22 protein-coding genes and 1 pseudogene are annotated in these 15,426 nt (G+C 69.4%); 8 read left to right on the top strand and 15 right to left on the bottom strand.

The window, feature by feature from the left end; all coding sequences use genetic code 11:
* Positions 1 to 82: 82 nt before the first annotated feature.
* The 3 genes from C6N31_RS12140 (at position 83) to C6N31_RS12150 (ending at position 2,562) form a co-directional block, all read left to right on the top strand.
* Entirely contained in the window at positions 83 to 388 is a 306-nt protein-coding gene (locus C6N31_RS12140) for a hypothetical protein (RefSeq protein WP_198357510.1), read from the top strand.
* Positions 385 to 1,734, top strand: a complete 1,350-nt coding sequence (lysA, locus tag C6N31_RS12145; protein ID WP_138355254.1) for a diaminopimelate decarboxylase — start codon at positions 385 to 387, stop codon at positions 1,732 to 1,734. Before C6N31_RS12140 ends, lysA begins: the two co-directional genes overlap by 4 nt.
* 243 nt (positions 1,735 to 1,977) lie before the next feature.
* Positions 1,978 to 2,562 (top strand): universal stress protein, encoded by a 585-nt coding sequence (locus tag C6N31_RS12150; protein WP_138355255.1) that lies wholly within the window; start codon positions 1,978 to 1,980, stop codon positions 2,560 to 2,562.
* A 7-nt stretch (positions 2,563 to 2,569) separates the two neighbouring features.
* Here the strand turns inward: C6N31_RS12150 and C6N31_RS12155 are convergent, their stop codons facing one another.
* Complete coding sequence (locus C6N31_RS12155) at positions 2,570 to 2,926, bottom strand: amphi-Trp domain-containing protein (RefSeq protein ID WP_138355256.1); 357 nt, start codon at positions 2,924 to 2,926, stop codon at positions 2,570 to 2,572.
* A 492-nt stretch (positions 2,927 to 3,418) separates the two neighbouring features.
* On the opposite strand from C6N31_RS12155, the gene C6N31_RS12160 reads away from it, so the two are divergent.
* The gene (locus tag C6N31_RS12160; protein WP_138355257.1) at positions 3,419 to 3,745 is read left to right on the top strand and encodes a carboxymuconolactone decarboxylase family protein; all 327 of its coding nucleotides are present in this window, start codon (positions 3,419 to 3,421) and stop codon (positions 3,743 to 3,745) included.
* A 145-nt stretch (positions 3,746 to 3,890) separates the two neighbouring features.
* Positions 3,891 to 5,507, top strand: a complete 1,617-nt coding sequence (locus C6N31_RS12165) for an MFS transporter (protein ID WP_138355258.1) — start codon at positions 3,891 to 3,893, stop codon at positions 5,505 to 5,507.
* A gap of 139 nt (positions 5,508 to 5,646) precedes the next feature.
* Here the strand turns inward: C6N31_RS12165 and C6N31_RS12170 are convergent, their stop codons facing one another.
* From C6N31_RS12170 to C6N31_RS12190, 5 genes are all read right to left on the bottom strand, one after another.
* Entirely contained in the window at positions 5,647 to 6,423 is a 777-nt protein-coding gene (locus C6N31_RS12170) for a hypothetical protein (RefSeq protein ID WP_138355259.1), read from the bottom strand.
* The gene (locus C6N31_RS12175) at positions 6,420 to 7,004 is read right to left on the bottom strand and encodes a SigE family RNA polymerase sigma factor (RefSeq protein ID WP_138355260.1); all 585 of its coding nucleotides are present in this window, start codon (positions 7,002 to 7,004) and stop codon (positions 6,420 to 6,422) included. The genes C6N31_RS12170 and C6N31_RS12175 overlap by 4 nt, the downstream gene beginning before the upstream one ends.
* Positions 7,005 to 7,124: 120 nt before the next feature.
* Positions 7,125 to 7,649, bottom strand: coding sequence for a DUF4291 domain-containing protein (locus C6N31_RS12180; protein WP_232485099.1), 525 nt, complete (start codon positions 7,647 to 7,649; stop codon positions 7,125 to 7,127).
* Positions 7,650 to 7,667: 18 nt separating this feature from the next.
* Positions 7,668 to 8,144 (bottom strand): NUDIX domain-containing protein, encoded by a 477-nt coding sequence (locus tag C6N31_RS12185; protein WP_138355261.1) that lies wholly within the window; start codon positions 8,142 to 8,144, stop codon positions 7,668 to 7,670.
* On the bottom strand, positions 8,141 to 8,884 hold the full coding sequence (locus tag C6N31_RS12190; protein WP_138355262.1) for a helix-turn-helix domain-containing protein: 744 nt from the start codon (positions 8,882 to 8,884) through the stop codon (positions 8,141 to 8,143). The genes C6N31_RS12185 and C6N31_RS12190 overlap by 4 nt, the downstream gene beginning before the upstream one ends.
* 333 nt (positions 8,885 to 9,217) lie before the next feature.
* Here C6N31_RS12190 and C6N31_RS12195 point away from each other — a divergent pair, with 333 nt between their 5' ends.
* Both C6N31_RS12195 and C6N31_RS46890 read left to right on the top strand, forming a co-directional pair.
* Positions 9,218 to 9,430 (top strand): hypothetical protein, encoded by a 213-nt coding sequence (locus tag C6N31_RS12195; RefSeq protein WP_164298834.1) that lies wholly within the window; start codon positions 9,218 to 9,220, stop codon positions 9,428 to 9,430.
* On the top strand, positions 9,430 to 9,666 hold the full coding sequence (locus tag C6N31_RS46890) for a DUF7848 domain-containing protein (RefSeq protein ID WP_138355264.1): 237 nt from the start codon (positions 9,430 to 9,432) through the stop codon (positions 9,664 to 9,666). Before C6N31_RS12195 ends, C6N31_RS46890 begins: the two co-directional genes overlap by 1 nt.
* A 468-nt stretch (positions 9,667 to 10,134) precedes the next feature.
* Here C6N31_RS46890 and C6N31_RS12200 read toward each other — a convergent pair whose 3' ends face one another.
* From C6N31_RS12200 to C6N31_RS12230, 7 genes and pseudogenes are all read right to left on the bottom strand, one after another.
* Positions 10,135 to 10,395, bottom strand: coding sequence for a DUF7683 domain-containing protein (locus C6N31_RS12200; RefSeq protein ID WP_138355265.1), 261 nt, complete (start codon positions 10,393 to 10,395; stop codon positions 10,135 to 10,137).
* Positions 10,396 to 10,612: 217 nt separating this feature from the next.
* Positions 10,613 to 10,924: an RNA-binding protein gene (locus C6N31_RS12205; RefSeq protein WP_194445645.1), complete on the bottom strand. Its 312-nt coding sequence runs from the start codon at positions 10,922 to 10,924 to the stop codon at positions 10,613 to 10,615.
* A gap of 181 nt (positions 10,925 to 11,105) precedes the next feature.
* Positions 11,106 to 11,420 carry a hypothetical protein gene (locus C6N31_RS12210; protein WP_138355266.1) on the bottom strand — a complete coding sequence of 105 codons (315 nt, stop codon included), beginning with the start codon at positions 11,418 to 11,420 and terminating at the stop codon, positions 11,106 to 11,108.
* Positions 11,421 to 11,663: 243 nt separating this feature from the next.
* Positions 11,664 to 11,948 carry a hypothetical protein gene (locus C6N31_RS12215; RefSeq protein WP_232485100.1) on the bottom strand — a complete coding sequence of 95 codons (285 nt, stop codon included), beginning with the start codon at positions 11,946 to 11,948 and terminating at the stop codon, positions 11,664 to 11,666.
* A gap of 18 nt (positions 11,949 to 11,966) precedes the next feature.
* Positions 11,967 to 12,149: pseudogene (locus tag C6N31_RS12220) on the bottom strand (DUF4291 family protein); the annotation flags it as partial.
* A gap of 35 nt (positions 12,150 to 12,184) precedes the next feature.
* Positions 12,185 to 13,126, bottom strand: coding sequence for an AEC family transporter (locus tag C6N31_RS12225; protein ID WP_138355267.1), 942 nt, complete (start codon positions 13,124 to 13,126; stop codon positions 12,185 to 12,187).
* Positions 13,127 to 13,343: 217 nt separating this feature from the next.
* Complete coding sequence (locus tag C6N31_RS12230) at positions 13,344 to 13,619, bottom strand: helix-turn-helix domain-containing protein (RefSeq protein WP_138355268.1); 276 nt, start codon at positions 13,617 to 13,619, stop codon at positions 13,344 to 13,346.
* A gap of 66 nt (positions 13,620 to 13,685) precedes the next feature.
* Between C6N31_RS12230 and map the strand changes: the two genes are divergently transcribed.
* On the top strand, positions 13,686 to 14,453 hold the full coding sequence (gene map, locus C6N31_RS12235; RefSeq protein WP_138355269.1) for a type I methionyl aminopeptidase: 768 nt from the start codon (positions 13,686 to 13,688) through the stop codon (positions 14,451 to 14,453).
* A 6-nt stretch (positions 14,454 to 14,459) separates the two neighbouring features.
* Here map and C6N31_RS12240 read toward each other — a convergent pair whose 3' ends face one another.
* Together C6N31_RS12240 and C6N31_RS12245 are read right to left on the bottom strand one after the other, a co-directional pair.
* On the bottom strand, positions 14,460 to 14,816 hold the full coding sequence (locus tag C6N31_RS12240; protein WP_138355270.1) for a hypothetical protein: 357 nt from the start codon (positions 14,814 to 14,816) through the stop codon (positions 14,460 to 14,462).
* Positions 14,817 to 14,903: 87 nt separating this feature from the next.
* Positions 14,904 to 15,284: a winged helix-turn-helix transcriptional regulator gene (locus C6N31_RS12245; protein ID WP_138355271.1), complete on the bottom strand. Its 381-nt coding sequence runs from the start codon at positions 15,282 to 15,284 to the stop codon at positions 14,904 to 14,906.
* Positions 15,285 to 15,426: the final 142 nt, after the last annotated feature.

Consider the following 15,426-nt stretch of genomic DNA (forward strand, 5'->3'; position numbering starts at 1 on the left):
CAGGGGTGCATCAAAGCTCCGGCCTGCGCGTCAAGCACGCGTCAGGGAGGGAGGCGGGGCCCGGACCTGCGGGCATAGCGTGATGGCAGTGCTCCCGGCGATCACGCCGGAGAGCATCTCGTCTCCCTTCCGGAGGACCGCCATGTGCCTGTGCCAGTACGAGGACGAGGACGAACCCGAGCCGACCGAACGGATCGCGGCCGGTTCCTTTGTCGTCCCGGCGCCGTCGGACCAGCCGGCTCCGTACGTCCGCACCACCCTCTGCGCCCGGTCGGCCCCGGCGTACCCCGCCGCCGGCCCTGACGTCGTCGCTCCCGCTCCCGTCAAGACCCTGGCGCCGGACAACTGGCGCCACGCGGACCGCACGACGCCGGCGCGCTGCGCATGACCGCCACCTCGCTCGTACCGGCCCTGGCCACGGCGCCGGCGGTGGACCCGTCGTCGCTCGTCGTCTGGCCCGCCTCCGCCCGGCCCGCCGCCCACGGCGATGTCACCGTCGCGTGCGTCTCGCTTGCGGAGGCGGCCGACCGCTTCGGCACCCCGCTCTACGTCCTGGACGAGGGTGAGATCCGCGACCGCTGCCGCACCTACCGCGCCGCCTTTCCCGAGGCCGATGTGATCTACGCGGCCAAGGCGTTCCTCTGCCGTGCCCTGCTGCACTGGGTGGAGGAGGAAGGCCTGGGCCTGGACGTCTGCTCGGCGGGCGAGTTGGAGCTCGCCGTCACCACGGGATTCCCGCCCGAGCGGATCGTCCTGCACGGCAACGCCAAGAGCCCCAAGGACCTGAGCGCTGCCGTACGGCTCGGCGTCGCGCGGATCGTGGTCGACAGCGCCTCGGAGATCAACCACCTGGCCGTGCTGGTGCCGAGGGGCACCCGGCAGCAGGTCATGGTGCGCGTGGTGCCGGACGTCTCGGCGGGCGGCCACACGGCCGTCAGAACCGGCACCGACGGGCAGAAGTTCGGCCTGTCGATCACCGACGGCTCCGCCGAGGAGGCCGTCGACCGGATCCTCGGCCGGCCCGAGCTGGAACTGGTCGGCCTGCACTGCCACATCGGATCCCAGATAGCCGACGTCGAGCCGTACATCACGGCGTTGCGCCGGCTGATCGGCCTGATGGCGCGGATCCGGGACGACCACGGCGTCGCCCTGCCGCAACTCGATCTCGGCGGCGGGCACGCGGTGGCCTACCGGCCCGGCGAGGACGTCCTCGACGTGGCCGCGCTCGCCGCCCGGGTCCGCGCCGAACTCGCGGAGGGCTGCGCCCGCGCCGGGCTGCCGGTGCCACGGCTCACCATCGAGCCGGGACGGGCGATCGCCGGCCCGGCGGGCGTCGCGCTCTACCGCGTGCTGTCGGTCAAGGACACCGGCGGGCAGCGCTTCGTCGCCGTGGACGGCGGCATGAGCGACAACCCGCGGCCCGCCCTGTACGGGGTGCGCTACGCGCCCCGGCTCATCGGCCGCGGCTCCACCGCCCCGGTGCGCCCGGTCACCGTCGTCGGCCGGCACTGCGAGGCCGGTGACGTCCTCGCGGCCGGTGCGGCACTGCCGGACGACGTCCGTCCCGGCGACCTGCTGGCCGTCCCCGTCGCGGGCGCCTACCACCTGTCCATGGCCTCCGGCTACAACCTGGTGGGCCGCCCGCCCGTCGTCGCCGTCCACGACGGCACCGCCCGGCTCCTGGTACGCCGCGAGACGCTGACGGACATGAGCCTGCGCGACATCGGTCTGTAGGACGCGTCAGCCAGGACCCGTCAGCCAGGAGCCGTCCGTCTGGACCATTCCGTCAGGACCCGTCGTCCTGCCGCGTCCGGGCGTGAGGCTGTCAGAGGGCCGTCAAGGATCCCGCCGGCCGTATATCGGGTCCGTCAAGGGATGCCGCTGCCCGCGCTTCGCGGGGATCCACTGGAAGGACAAGGAACCGGGGCGCAGGGTCCACGGTTCACCGGTCTCAGTAGAGAAGGAAGCGAAACCACCATGGCCGAGGCCACGCGGATCATCGTCGGCGTCAGCGGATCGCTGAGCAGCCTGGCCGCCCTGCATCGCGGCGTCGCCGAGGCGCGCCGCTCCGACGCCCTCCTCGTGCCGGTGCTCGCCTGGGTGCCGGTGGGCGGCGAGATCGCCTACCGCAGGACGCCCTGCCCGCCGCTGCTCAAGGAATGGGAGCGCGCGGCCGGCAAGCGCCTGGACACCGCCTTCGAGCAGGCCCTCGGCGGCTACCCCAACGGCCTGCGTATCCGGCCGCTGATCGTGCGTGCCGGGGCCGGTCAGGCGCTGGTGCGGATCGCCGACCGGCCGGACGACCTGCTCGTGGTGAGTGCGGGCCGCCGCGGCCCGCTGACCCGGATGTTCCACGGCTCGGTGGCCCGCTACTGCCTGGCCCACGCCAAGTGCCCGGTGATCGCCGTACCGCCGTCCGACCTGCTGGAGACCCTCGAACGCGCGGGGCGCCACGGGTTCCCGTTCCCCAACACCCGCTTCGGAGCGCGCTATGCGACGCGGCGCCCCGACGAGATGAGCCCTGTGGGTGAAGATCCGTATCGCCCGTCATCAACCTCATGACGGTTTGTCAGGCCCGGCGGGCCTTCTTTCGCGTCGCGGCCTTCGCTGTGCCCGCGGCCTTCGCTGTGCCCGCGGCCTTCGCCGTGCCTACGGCCTTCGCCGTGCCCGCGGCCTTCCGTGCCGGCTCTTTCCTGCTCGACCTGGTCGACCAGGTGAACTCGATCTCGAGCTCGATCTCCCCATCGCCGATCTCGACCTCGATCTCGCTGCGAAGGTCGTCGGCGATCCGCAGGCTCAGCGTTCCCGGGCTGAGTTCAAGTTCGGCATCCTCACCTTTCCTCAGCGCGGCTGCGAGTGCTGTGAGCTGGTCAGCCGCCTCAAGGCGTGTCAGTGAGCGCTTCTGCTCGAACTTGAGGTCTTTCATGGGTGTCTCCGATCCGGAAACGGGATGGGCGTCGGGCGTCGTATCAGGGCCATGCGCGGGCGCGTAGGGAACACGTCGTCCTCAGCGATGGCGGCGATGCCCACGAAGATCATTACCGCGCGTCCGCGCTCGGCCGCCCGGCCTACTTCCAATGTCGACCCACCGGGATCACTCCGCACCTCGGGGTGCCTGACCGACAGCGCTCGATGAGCAACTCGCAGCCCATCTGTGCAGGTCGGAGCGGTGTCGTAACGCATACGGCGACGACGTGACCGATCACGACAAACGGGCTCTCCCCATCCGGGCCCGCACCTGGTCGGACGCCTGCACCCATGGCCCGGCGGACCATGCGCCCCCATGCGGGAGCCCACGATGGGTTCTACGATTGGGGAAGCTTCACGCTCGCGGAACGCGGTTCTCTCCGCCTCATATCTCCCTCTCTCCCTCGAGATATCTCCCTGAAGCTCGAAACTCACCAGGAGGCCATGCGACATGTCCACTGCGTTGGAAACCCCTGTCCTGGACACCCTTGCTGCCATGACGGTCGACTCGATCGAGCGATGCGGGATGGCACCCGACATGTTCATCGTCACGCGTATCGCGGCACTCGCCGCCTCGGATGCCCCGCCCATCTCTTACGTGGCGCATATCGACCCCGCACTCCAAGCCGGTCTGACCGCCGAACAGGTGCAGGACATCCTGGTCGCCATTGCACCCATCGTCGGCACCGCCCGTGTCATGACGGCAGCAGGCAACATCGCCACGGCGCTCGGCATCGCCATCGCCGTCGCCGATGCCGAGATGGACGCCCAGGGCTGAATCTCCGTCCGCTCGTCCCGCCGCAGCAGCAGTCGATGTCCGAAGTCACTCCGCCGACCTGAGTCCACCAACCGGTCCACCAACCGGTTGACCTCCGTGGTGGGTCGCGGGTCCGCGCTCCGGGACAGCTGGGACGATTCGGCCCATGGCATCCAAGGCAGGAACCGCCGCGAGTTCGGCAACGGCGCGAATCGTCCTGCTGGCACTCGCTGCCGGCCAGTTCCTGATGGCGCTCGACAGCTCGGTCATGAACGTCTCCATCGCGACGGTGGCCGAGGACGTGGGCACGACGGTGACGGGAATCCAGGGTGCCATCACGGCCTACACCCTCGTGATGGCGATGTTCATGATCCTCGGCGGCAAGGTGGGGGCGCTGATCGGCCGCAAACGCGCGTTCATGATCGGCTGCGTCATCTACGGCTGTGGCTCCCTGACCACGGCGATCGCACCGAACCTGCCCGTGCTGCTGTTCGGCTGGGCGTTCCTCGAGGGGATCGGGGCGGCACTGATCCTGCCCGCCATCGTGGCACTCGTGGCGAGCAACTTCGTCGCCGAGCGCCGTCCCGCCGCTTACGGTCTCGTCGCGGCCGCAGGGGCCGTGGCGATCGCGGTCGGGCCGCTCATCGGGGGTGTCGCGACGACGTACTTCTCCTGGCGATGGGTCTTCGCCGGTGAGGTCGTGGTGGTGCTCGGCATCCTGGTGCTTGCCGCCCGCATCGTCGACACGCCGATCAGCGAGCGGCCGCGCATTGATCTCGTGGGCGCCGTGCTCTCCGCGCTCGGGCTCGGGATCTTCGTCTACGGCGTACTCCGCTCGGACGAATGGGGCTGGTTCCAGCCGAAACCCGACGCGCCCTCGTGGCTCGGGGTTTCGCTGGTCGTGTGGCTGATGCTGGCCGGCCTACTGCTGATCTGGCTCTTCCTTCGCTGGGAGGCCCGCATGGTGGAGCGGCACAGGGAACCTCTCGTCGACCCGGCCATGCTGCACAACAGGCAGCTCACCGGCGGACTGACCATGTTCTTCTTCCAGTACCTCGTTCAGATGGGCGTCTTCTTCGTCGTACCGCTCTATCTGTCCGTCGCCCTGGGCCTGTCCGCGCTCAAGACCGGCGCCCGCATCCTGCCGCTCTCCGTGACGCTGCTGGCGGCCGCGATCCTGATTCCGCGCCTCTTCCCGGATGTCTCGCCGCGGCGGGTGGTGCGGCTCGGGACCCTCGCGTTGCTCGCGGGCGCGGTGATCCTGATGGCCGCGCTCGACGCGGACGCCGGCGCGGAAGTCGTCACCATTCCCCTCCTGTTGATCGGACTCGGCATGGGCGCGCTGGCCTCCCAGCTCGGGTCGGTCACCGTGTCCGCCGTGCCCGAAGCCCAGAGCTCGGAAGTCGGCGGCGTTCAGAACGCCGTCACCAACCTGGGCGCCTCGATCGGTACGGCGCTCGCCGGGTCGATCATGATCGCCGCGCTGTCGACGTCGTTCCTGACCAGCGTGGAGCAGAATCCGGCGGTCCCGGCCGACGTCAAGAGCCAGGCGGCTGTCGAGCTCCAGAGCGGCGTACCGTTCTTGTCGGACGCCCAGCTCAAGTCCGCCCTCGGCGACGCCGGCACGAGCGCGAAGGTGACTCAGGCGGCACTCGACGCGAACGCCGACGCCAGGATCGACGGCCTGCGCGCCGCACTCGCCATCCTCGCCTTCAGCGCTCTCCTGGCGATGTTCTTCACCTCACGGATCCCGACGACCCAGCCCCGTTCGACGGAGCCGTAGCGGGCGACCTCGACGGCGGGTTGAGACCGAGTGCGGGGCCATCGCGGGGCTGGGACGGTCCGGTGAGGAATCCGCTGAGCAGGACCGGGGCTGTTGCCGTGATCCTTGCGTCCACGGACGGTCCACGGACGTGGCCGGATCAGAAGGGAGCAGTGCCGATCTCCTTGCCCTGGGCGTCCCGCAGTTTGATCTCGGAGGAGTGGTCGGTGCCCTGGGTACCCGGCAGTCCCAGGGCGAAGTAGGTCTGGGTCAGGCCCGGGAGCCGGAAGGTCGGGGTGCTGTAGTGCACGCCCTTCCAGACACAGTCCACCGACTTCACGCTGGGACTGACCTGCCCGATGGTCACCCACCCCACGGAGCCGTGGCCTGACGGAGCGTCGATCGTGTAGCCGGTGGTGCTGACGCCGCCGTCCGAATTGGCCGGCTGCTGGTCGCAGCCGAACATGCCGGCTGTGCCGGTGTCCGGGCCGGTCGCTGCCACGACCGCGGTGCAGGAGGTGCCGCCGCCGGCGTGCACCAGCCCCAGCTTCCAGGGGACGCCCGCGATCTTTCCCGAATGTTCGGGGAAGGTTCGGTAGATCGGGAAGGGCGGATCCTGCGGCGTGCGCGGGGCCTTCGTTGTCGTGATGCTCGGCCGGGGGATCGCCGGGGCCTTCGGGGTCGTAGCGGCCGGTGGGGACATCGGGGTGGCCGTGGTGCCCGCGGAGTTCGCCTGCGCCGCCAGCCAGCCGCCTCCCCCCAGCACCGTCGCGACAGCTACCGCCGAAAGCCCCAGCAGGGCCCGCCGCGTCCGACGTTGCCGCCGGCCGGAGGTCACGATGGCTCCCAGCGGCACCCGGCCCACCTCACTGTCCTGCGACAGCCGCTCGAACACCGCTTTCAGACCGTCCTCGGTAGGGCTCGTGGGGTCGTTCATGACTGTCCTTCCGAAGGGTCGAGCCGCAGCGCGGGATCGAGCCGAAGCTTGGCCAGTGCCTTGGAGGTCTGGCTCTTCACGGTGCCCACCGAGCAGCCCATCGCCGCAGCGACCTGCGCTTCGGTCAGGTCCGACCAGAAACGCAGCACCAGAACCGCGCGCTGCCGCGGCGGAAGCGCCGCCAGCGCCCGGTTGACCGTCACCCGCCACGCGGCGGCGGGTGCGAAGTCCACCGAGGCGGCCGCGCTCGCCTCGGTCCGGCGGTCCCACGCCACTTCCCGCACCCGACGCCGACGCATCCGGGTGCGGTGCGCATTGACCAGGACCCGATGCAGATAGGCGTCCACGTCCCGCGCCCGCGACACCTTGTCCCAATGGGCATAGCAGGACGCCAGAGCGGTCTGGGCCAGATCCTGCCCGGCGCCGACATCACCGGTCAGCAGATAACCGGTCCTGACGAGCGATGGCCACCGCCTCGCCGCCAGCAGGTCGAAATCCGGTATCCCCTCACCCTCCTCGACCGGTTCCGCAGCAACTCCGGGGGGCGCCGTGCCACGCGCTTTCACGTTGAAGATGCTCATGACCCCCTTAGAGTCACGCGACACCGCAAATGGTTGCCCGGTCACCTCAGATCACCGACTGAGCGGTGCCGCGGGCACCACGAGGAGCGCGCCGGCGGCACTGAACCGCTGCCCCTGGCTCTACGGCAGCAGCGGCGCCAGGAGTTCTTCGCCGGCGGGGTAGGGGAGTTCGGCGGGCAGGAGCCGGTCCGCGGTGTGCAGGTCTCCGGCGCGTACGAGGGTGTGGATCTCCTGGGCGAGCGGCGTCACGTCGGTGATGGTGACCGTCCACTCGTCCGCGTATCGGCGGGCGGCGTCGCCGGTGAGGCCGAGTTGGAGGGAGCGGTACGGCAGCGGCTGGAGGTGGAGATCGCGTTCCGGGTCCCATTGGACGCGGGCGGGGGAGCGTTTGAGGTCGCGCTTCCAGGTGGCCAGGTTGGGTTGGAGCCCACGCTCGTAGTGGGAGAGGCAGGCATGGCGCAGCGCCCACTCGAAGCCTTCACGGGAGATTTCGACGGCGAGTACCGTCTCCTGGTCCTCCTTCATGCCCCAGCCGCAGCGGTACATCATCCAGAGGAACGAGGGCTTGATCCACGTCAAGCCGCGTTCATAGTCCCTTTCGGACTTGGACCGAGAGGATGTCCTCGTGCTGGATGCGCCTGCCAAGGGAAACGTCGTGCGACATCAGCCCAGGTAGGGCTCAGCGCGGTGCTCCATGAAGTGGCGGATTCGGAGCTGCTGAGTGTGATGCATCGGAAGCTCGGCAATCTCAGCCTGGGCGATGAATCGGAGCTCCGTCGACTCATCCGACATGGCGAGTCGACCACCAACGACTCGGGCGGTGAAGCAGATGTTGAACTGCCGTCGTACTTCGCCGTCCGAGTAGGCGATGACGTGCCGCGGGTCGGTGTACGTGCCGACAAGCCCGGTGATCTCCACGTCCAGGCCGGTCTCTTCCTTGACTTCACGGACTGCGGTACCTGGAAGCGAGTCCGTCATGTCCATACCGCCGCCCGGCAAGGCCCAGAGGTCGTTGTCCGTCCGCCGCTGAAGCAGGATACGGCCCTCCTCGTCGGTGACGACAGCGGACGCTGCCACGACCAAGCTGTTGGGCTTGGGCGCTTTGGGGTCGTCGTAGTACTCAGTCCGGCTCGCGGTCACGTCTCCTGTACCTGCGTCGCTGTCGCCCACACCGCATCGAAGCTTCCCGCGTAGGTGTCGAACATTCCACCATCGCCGTGCCGGCGGAGGTGCCAGACGGGTGCGCCGTATGCGTTCACTCCCCAGACATGGGCATTGATCAGGGCCTGGTCATCGGCGCGATACAGCGAGTTGTACAGGGTGGTCCCGTGCGTCCGGACCTCGATCCCGGGCACGCCGACGAGTGGCGTGTAGTGCATGAGGGCGAGTCGGCAGCGTGATTCGATGCCGTGCCCGAAGCGTTCCTCCTGGCCGCGCTGCCGGACGTTGGGATCGTCCGGATCCCCAATGGCGATGCGAACCGCGCAGCCATCGGCGGCTCGCTCCCGCAGAAGCTCATTGAGGCGGGGATACGCCTCGTGCAGAAAGATGGCGGCGTACACCAACACGTCGATCTGCTCGTGTGCCTGCGACAGCATGTCGACGAACGTCGACGCGGGAATGTCAGCGCGCTGGTCATAGAGCGCTACCAGTTCGGGACTGACTGCTCGGGCAGCACGGGCCTGCCTGAGCGCTGGCCACAGAGCGTGCACGTCTTCTCCTAAGGTCTCTGCCGCCAGCATGGCTGTGACGCGGCGTGGTGTGCGGCCGAGATTGACCCATCGCTCAACGGACTTCGGGTCCACCTCGGCCTTTACCGCGAGGGCGGCGTATGTCCAGCCTCCGGCTGCCATGGCGGCACGTAATCTCTCGTTCGGCATCTGAGTCTCTCCCCACCTGACGGGACGGCACTAGGGACGTTCTACCCGGTGTGGGACGTCCCGAAGTGGGTTTTGGGGGAGGTTCCAACGTCCTGGTGATGCGCGTGATGATCCCGGCATGAGCAATGACGGGATTCCTGAAGTCGGCGCGCTGGCAGTGGATACAGCCAAGCGGCGCACGGGCCACGTCATGGGCCGCGTAGGCCCGTACATCCAACTGCGGCCAGTCGGCGGTGGAACGGAATGGGGCGCCTGCCCGGAGGACGTCAAGCCTGCCGGGACTGACGGTCAGACTGGTACGCGGGTCGACGACGCGAGCAGCGTTGAGGACCGGTGGTCGTGATGGCCCGCGTTGCGGCGCTGAGGGTACAGCGCGGGGACCGGGTCAGTGTGCGCGGTCAGTGGCGAGAGGTGAAGGCGGTTCGTTCGGACCGGTTTGCCTCGGGTGGCCTGGTAGTCGTGCTGGTCTTCACCTCTGGTCTGGCCCTGCGGCTCAATGCGGCGGACGGCCTGGCGGTCGAACGTGGTGGCCGGGGGCTGCGGTGATGGTGGGCAGGGCGGTCTATCGGTACACGGATTGGTCGCTGGCCACGGACACAACGGCTAGCGGCCCGATCTATGCGGCGGAGTGCACTTCGTGCGGCGAGGCGTCGGCGGCAGCGGATGAGCAAGAGGGTCCGGAGGTGTGGTGCTTGCGCCATGCCGGGCTCACCGGGCACACGGGATTCCGTGGCGTGATCACGAGCTTCTTCCGGGCCTCGCTGGTGGAAGGTCCACGGTGAGGGGCGTGGGTGCGCGCGAGCGGGTGGCGTCAGCCGCGTTCGTGCTGGAGGTCTGGTGGTGGCGCCACGTGACGGATCGCAGGTTGTTCCGCTTGCTGGATGGGGAGCGTGCCCGGATCGCTGCCGGGATGTCCGATGCCCGCGCGCAGGAGGGTCTGCGGAGGTTGCCGGGCGGGTTCGCAGAGCTGGTGCGGCCGAAGCGCGGGAGGGTCGCTCCCTGCCCCCATAGGTCGGGCCGGGGTCGTCGTTCCGGGAAGGTCCGGCGGCTTCCGTTCTTGACCTTCCCTGGCGCAGCGATGTCACCGTGAGTTCGAATCTCACATCCTCCGCAGCCAGAGACACCAAGTCGGCCCCCGACCAGGGACATCGGTCGGGGGCCGTTCTCATGCGTGTTGCCTGCGGGCGACCGTGGTTCCCCGTGGTTCCCCGTGGCTTCCCGGCAGATCGGGCACGGAAGGGGCACGGGGATCAACGCTGGGCGCTGGCCGAGGTCTGGTAGTCGAGGGTCGCGTCAGGGGGGCCACAATGCAAGATCGCGTCGACTGCGGCCCAGTCGCTGAGAGGCACGTCGTAGCAGTAGAGCATCCAAGGATCGTCCGGGTCCGGAGTGATCACTTCTCGGAGTTGGATGATCTGCTCGCGGCTGATCGGGCGCTCAGTTCGCAAGAACTCGTCGTCCTTGCTGAAGCCGTCCAAGGACCAGACGACGGACGGTTCATCTATTGCCATGCACCGAGCCTAACGGCGCCCTCGGCCTGATCATGCGGTGCCCGCCACGCTGCTCTTGGCTGCCATCCCGTCTGCCGTCGTCCCGCTTTGTCGTATCCGCTGTGGCATCTTGAGGAACATGATCGAACCCGATTGACGCGCGCGACCCGGCGTCAGATCGAGCGCAGCGACGTCGGTCAGCTTCGCACGGTCCTGAGACGGCCCGCGAGACAATCCTCTACGGACTCACCCATTCGTCCAGCCTGAGCTTCACCTGGTGATTGTGGTCGGCATGCCAGATCACCTGACCGGTGACTACAGCGCCCATGCGGGGTAGATCCATCTCGGGTGGCATGAGTGTGACCTCCGCCAACCCCACTGCGTTTGGCACGCCATCTATCCGGACAAACACGCCGAAGCGTTGGCGACCGATGACCTGGCAGCTGATCGTTGCTCCTACCGGGAGTGCGAACACGGTCGCCGGCCAATCTCGGCGAACGTCCTCTTCGGCCGGGATTCCGGGCCCCGCCGGCCACGCGTACTCAGACATGGGCCGATCATGCCAGTGCGAGGCTGGCCTGTAGAGCCCTAGTTTGGAAGACCAGGGATGCGGATGCTGGCCGACCTGGGAAGCGTCTGACCTGCCCCAGAGCGGAAGCGTCGCCGGGATTCCCCGCGAATCTCCGCCGCTTCCCGCCGGACCGGGCACGGATCGGGCAGGGGGTTGCTTGCTAGTAGCGCAAGCGAGCTTCATCTCCGTCGATGGTGAGGATGTACTCGGTGAGCGGGGTGCCGCCCCCGGCTGGAACGAGCGTGAGCCCAAGATCACGGATGGGCCTCAGGACGCGCATCATGGCGGTCCCCTCAGGATCGGGCCCGCGTAGAGCCGCGAAGGCATCAAATAGCGGCCTGATCGGCTCCCAGGCCGGCGTGGGAGCGAAGCGCAGGAGAAACCTCGGCTGGTCGACGTCATATCCGGTGAGCCGGCCGAGTAGCGTCTCGCCGTCCATGAGATCCCAGTCCGACGTTTGCCAGTGCTCGTTCATATTGCCCCCGGTTGTCTGAGGCACATCCGCTGTGGGGGAGCGCCGAGGTGCGGATCATATGAGTTCGGCCGGTGGTGCCGGGCCACCCCTTGACGGCTCGGAGACGGCCCGGGTGGATCAGCTCGTTCGGCGGCGGGTTTGTACGCACCTCCGCTTCAATGTCCACCATGGAACTCCGAGAGGAGTGCCCGTGGACGGCTGACAACCACAGGGCCGACGATGGTATGCGCCGCGTCTGAGTGGTCAAGGAGACCAACACCCCATGCAGGCCATACCTGTGGACACATCCCGGCTCGGCGTACTGCGGTGCGCGGTGGCGCCGGAGGCCTCCCGGCAGATGCTCTCCTGGCGCTCCACGCCGGTCTGGTCGTCGTCGTTCACATGGGAGATCCGGCAGTAGATCGCGGCCGGCTCCCCTTCCCAGTCGGTGCGGCTCTTCTTCGTCCGCTGTGGTCCGGCTGCCTGGTTGGCACGCAGCGCGCGCCGCAATCGTGCTTCGGACTGCTGGTTGTTGGTGTCGGGCGTCATGGAAAAAGACTATGAGCGCGGCTTGATCCACGTCATCCGGTCCCGTTGCCAGGCCGCCGGGAACCGGCCGGTGCTCGCCGCCGGGAGTCCGATGTGCGGCGAGTACGCCTGGTAGACGGTGACGGTCGTCTCCGTGTGCAGTGCGCGGATCCGGTGTTTCGGTTCGGCCAGGAGGTGTTTCGGTTCTTCCACGGGATACAGGGTGCGGCCACCGGCCGCGGGGGCGCCAACGGTTTCTACGGGTGGGTCGGGCCCAGGGTCCAGTAGACGACGGACAGGGTGGCCATCGAGACGAGGGTGGAGACCATCACGGAGTCGCGGGCGAGATCGGTGTCCAGGTCGTACTGGCGCGCGTAGATGAACGCGTTCTGGGCGGTGGGCAGCGCGGAGCAGAGGACCACGGCGAGCAACTGGTGCTGCGGCAGGTGCAGAAGGAGGCCGCCGACCGCCAGGGCGATGAGGGGCTGAACGAGGGTCTTGAGCACGACCGTCACGCCGACCTCGGTGAGCCGGCCCGTGCCGGTCGCGGCCGGGCGGCCGTGCAGCGACATGCCGAGGGTGACGAGGGCGGTGGGAACGGCGGCCGCGCCGAGCAGTTCGCAGGAATGGCCGAGGGCCGTCGGAAGCTGCCAGCCCGCGGCGGAGACGACGGCGCCGAGGGCGGAGGCCATGATGATCGGGTTGCGCACCGGCATCCTCAGCATCCGGGTGAGGCCGCCGCTCCTCCAGCCGGCGCCGGTGCCGGCGTCGAGCAGGGTCAGGATGAGGGGGGATATCAGCAGCACCTGGAAGAGCAGGATCTGGGCGACGAACGAGGCGTCTCCGAGTACCTGCAGGGCCACCGGGATCCCGAGGTTGGCCGAGTTGACGTAGCCGGCCGCCATGCTGCTGATCGCCTGGTCGGCGAGCTTGTGGTGGAAGAGCCGGCGAGCGGCCAGGAGGCCGAGGGCGCAGACCACGACGGTGCCTGCGGCGAAGGCGATCATCGAGGTGTTCGCGAAGGTGTCGAGGCGCGCCTTGGAGATCATGACGAACAGCGCGGCCGGCATGGCCACATGGAAGACGAACCGGCCGAGGACGGGTTCCGCCTGCTCGCCCAGCAGACCCGTGCGGCTGACCAGGTAGCCGGCCGCGGTGAGTATCCAGATCGGGGCGAAGCTGGAGAGCAGGGAGGGCATGAATCCTCGGGTCCGGTGGGTCACGGGCGCGGCCCGAAGGGGCCGCGGGTCGGCGGTTTGCCGCCGTCCATGATCCCCGCCCGCTTCCCGGCGCCTCCGGCAGGGCATGCCTGAGGGCGCCGCCGCGCCGACCCGCCGCCGCGACCCGCTGCCGCGCCGCGCCGCCGCGCCGCCGCGCCGACCCGCGGCGGCTCCCGTCGACCCGGCCGGCCCCGGCCTAGGCCGTCAGCGCCTCGGGGGCGTCCTCTGCGCTCTCCGCGCACGCGGTGACCAGCTCGTCCAGGGAAACGTCCAGCGCGGCGGCCAGCGCCGCCACGGTGAAGAAGGCCGGGGTCGGTGCCCGGCCGGTCTCGATCTTGCGGAGGGTCTCCGCGGACAGTCCCGCCGCGGCGGCGACCTCCACCATGCTGCGGTCGCCGCGGGCCCGGCGCAGCAGCGCGCCGAAGCGCTCACCGCGTTCACGTTCCCAGGGGGTCAAAGGAGTTCTCACCATGACCGTGATACTAATACCGGTATAAGTATTGGGCATCATCGAGGTCATCAGTCAGGGGTCAGCAACATGGTGGAGATCAAGACCGACGCGGCGCTGGAGGCGATGCGCGAAGCCGGGCGCGTCGTGGCCCAGGCGCTCGGCGCCGTCCGCGCGGCGGCGGCCGTAGGGGTCCGGCTGCGGGAGCTGGACGTCGTGGCCCGTGGCGTTCTGCGCGCGGCCGGGGCGCGTTCGCCGTTCCTCGGCTATCGGCCGGAATTCGCCCCGGTGCCGTTCCCCGCGGTGATCTGCGCCTCGGTCAACGACGCGATCGTGCACGGCATCCCCGGCGACCACCGGCTGCGCGACGGCGATCTGGTCAGCATCGACTGCGGAGCCGAGCTCGACGGCTGGACCGGCGACGCCGCCATCAGCTTCATCGTCGGCACGCCGCGTCCCGCCGACCTGCGGCTCATCGACGCCACCCAGCGGGCGCTGGACGCCGCCATAGCGGCCGCCGTCCCGGGCAACCGGATCGGGGACATCTCGCACGCCGTCGGCACCGTCGCCAAGGCGGCCGGCTGCGGGATGCCCGCGGACTTCGGCGGCCACGGCATCGGCCGCCGGATGCACGAGGATCCGGGGGTACCCAACCGCGGCCGTCCCGGCCGCGGCTTCCCGCTGCGGCACGGTCTCGCGCTCGCCATCGAACCGATGCTGATGGCGGGCGGACGTGACGACTACCGTACCGATCCCGACGGTTGGACGCTGCGCACCGTCGACGGCAGCCGGGCCGCCCACATCGAGCACACCGTCGCCGTCACCGCGGAGGGCCCCCGCGTCCTCACCCTGCCCTGACCCGGGTCAGGGCCGCAGGTCGCTGTGCCCGCAGACCCAGGCCAGCGCGTCGTGCACCCCCTGGATGTAGTCGCGCGGGATCGTGCGCTGGGTGGCGTCCGCCAGCTGCACGACCGCGGCGTCCGCCTCGGCCGTCAGCAGGGGCAGATCCGGTGCCCCCTCGCACGAGGCGCCCGTGACCGGCGCCGGGTCGCCGCGGCCCAGCGCCCACAGGTAGCCCGTCAGGGCGCCCCGGGAGAGCTGCGTCTGCTGGGCCGGCCCCGCCCCGACGGCCTCCAGGGCGTGAAATGCCTCCTCGACCTCGGCCAGTGACCTGGTGCCGACGGTCTGTTCCTTGTGCGGCTCTGCGCTGGGAAACCTCATACCTGTACGTATGTCCCCTCCCGCGCCGCTGATGTGTGCCCGGGCGGGGGACAGGATCCCGTCCGGGTAGACCGGCCCGTCCGGTGGTCAGACACACCCGGCCGGTGCGTCCGGCTTGACGGTGTCGAGGTGGGTCTCCACCCACGCGCGCAGCACGCCGAGCGGCACGGCCACACCGCGCCCCAGCTCCGTCAGTTCGTACTCCACATGCAGCGGGACGGCCGGGTAGACGGTGCGGTCGACGAACCCGCTGTCCTCGAGCCGGCGCAGGGTGCTCGTCAGGACCTTGGGGCTGATGCCCTGGAGGCGGCGCTGCAGTGCGCCGAAGCGCTGCGGCCCTTCCTCCATCGCTCCGATCGCCAGCGCCGTCCACTTGTTGGCCAGCAGGTCCAGCACGTCGCGGCACGGGCACAGCGCGGCGTAGACGTCGTGCTGTGCGTGGTTTCCTGTCGTGCACGCGATGGTCATGGCCACTGCCTTTCCCGGTCGTGGAGGGTGGGCGACACGCCGGTTGCGTTGCCGCTCACGGCTCCCACCTGTGATGCTTTCCAAAAGATAGTAGTAGCCCTTGCAGGTAACCACTACCCCATGGGTAGCGTCCACGGTGTTG

The organism is Streptomyces fildesensis, from assembly GCF_016107395.1.
Lineage (GTDB): Bacteria > Actinomycetota > Actinomycetes > Streptomycetales > Streptomycetaceae > Actinacidiphila > Actinacidiphila fildesensis.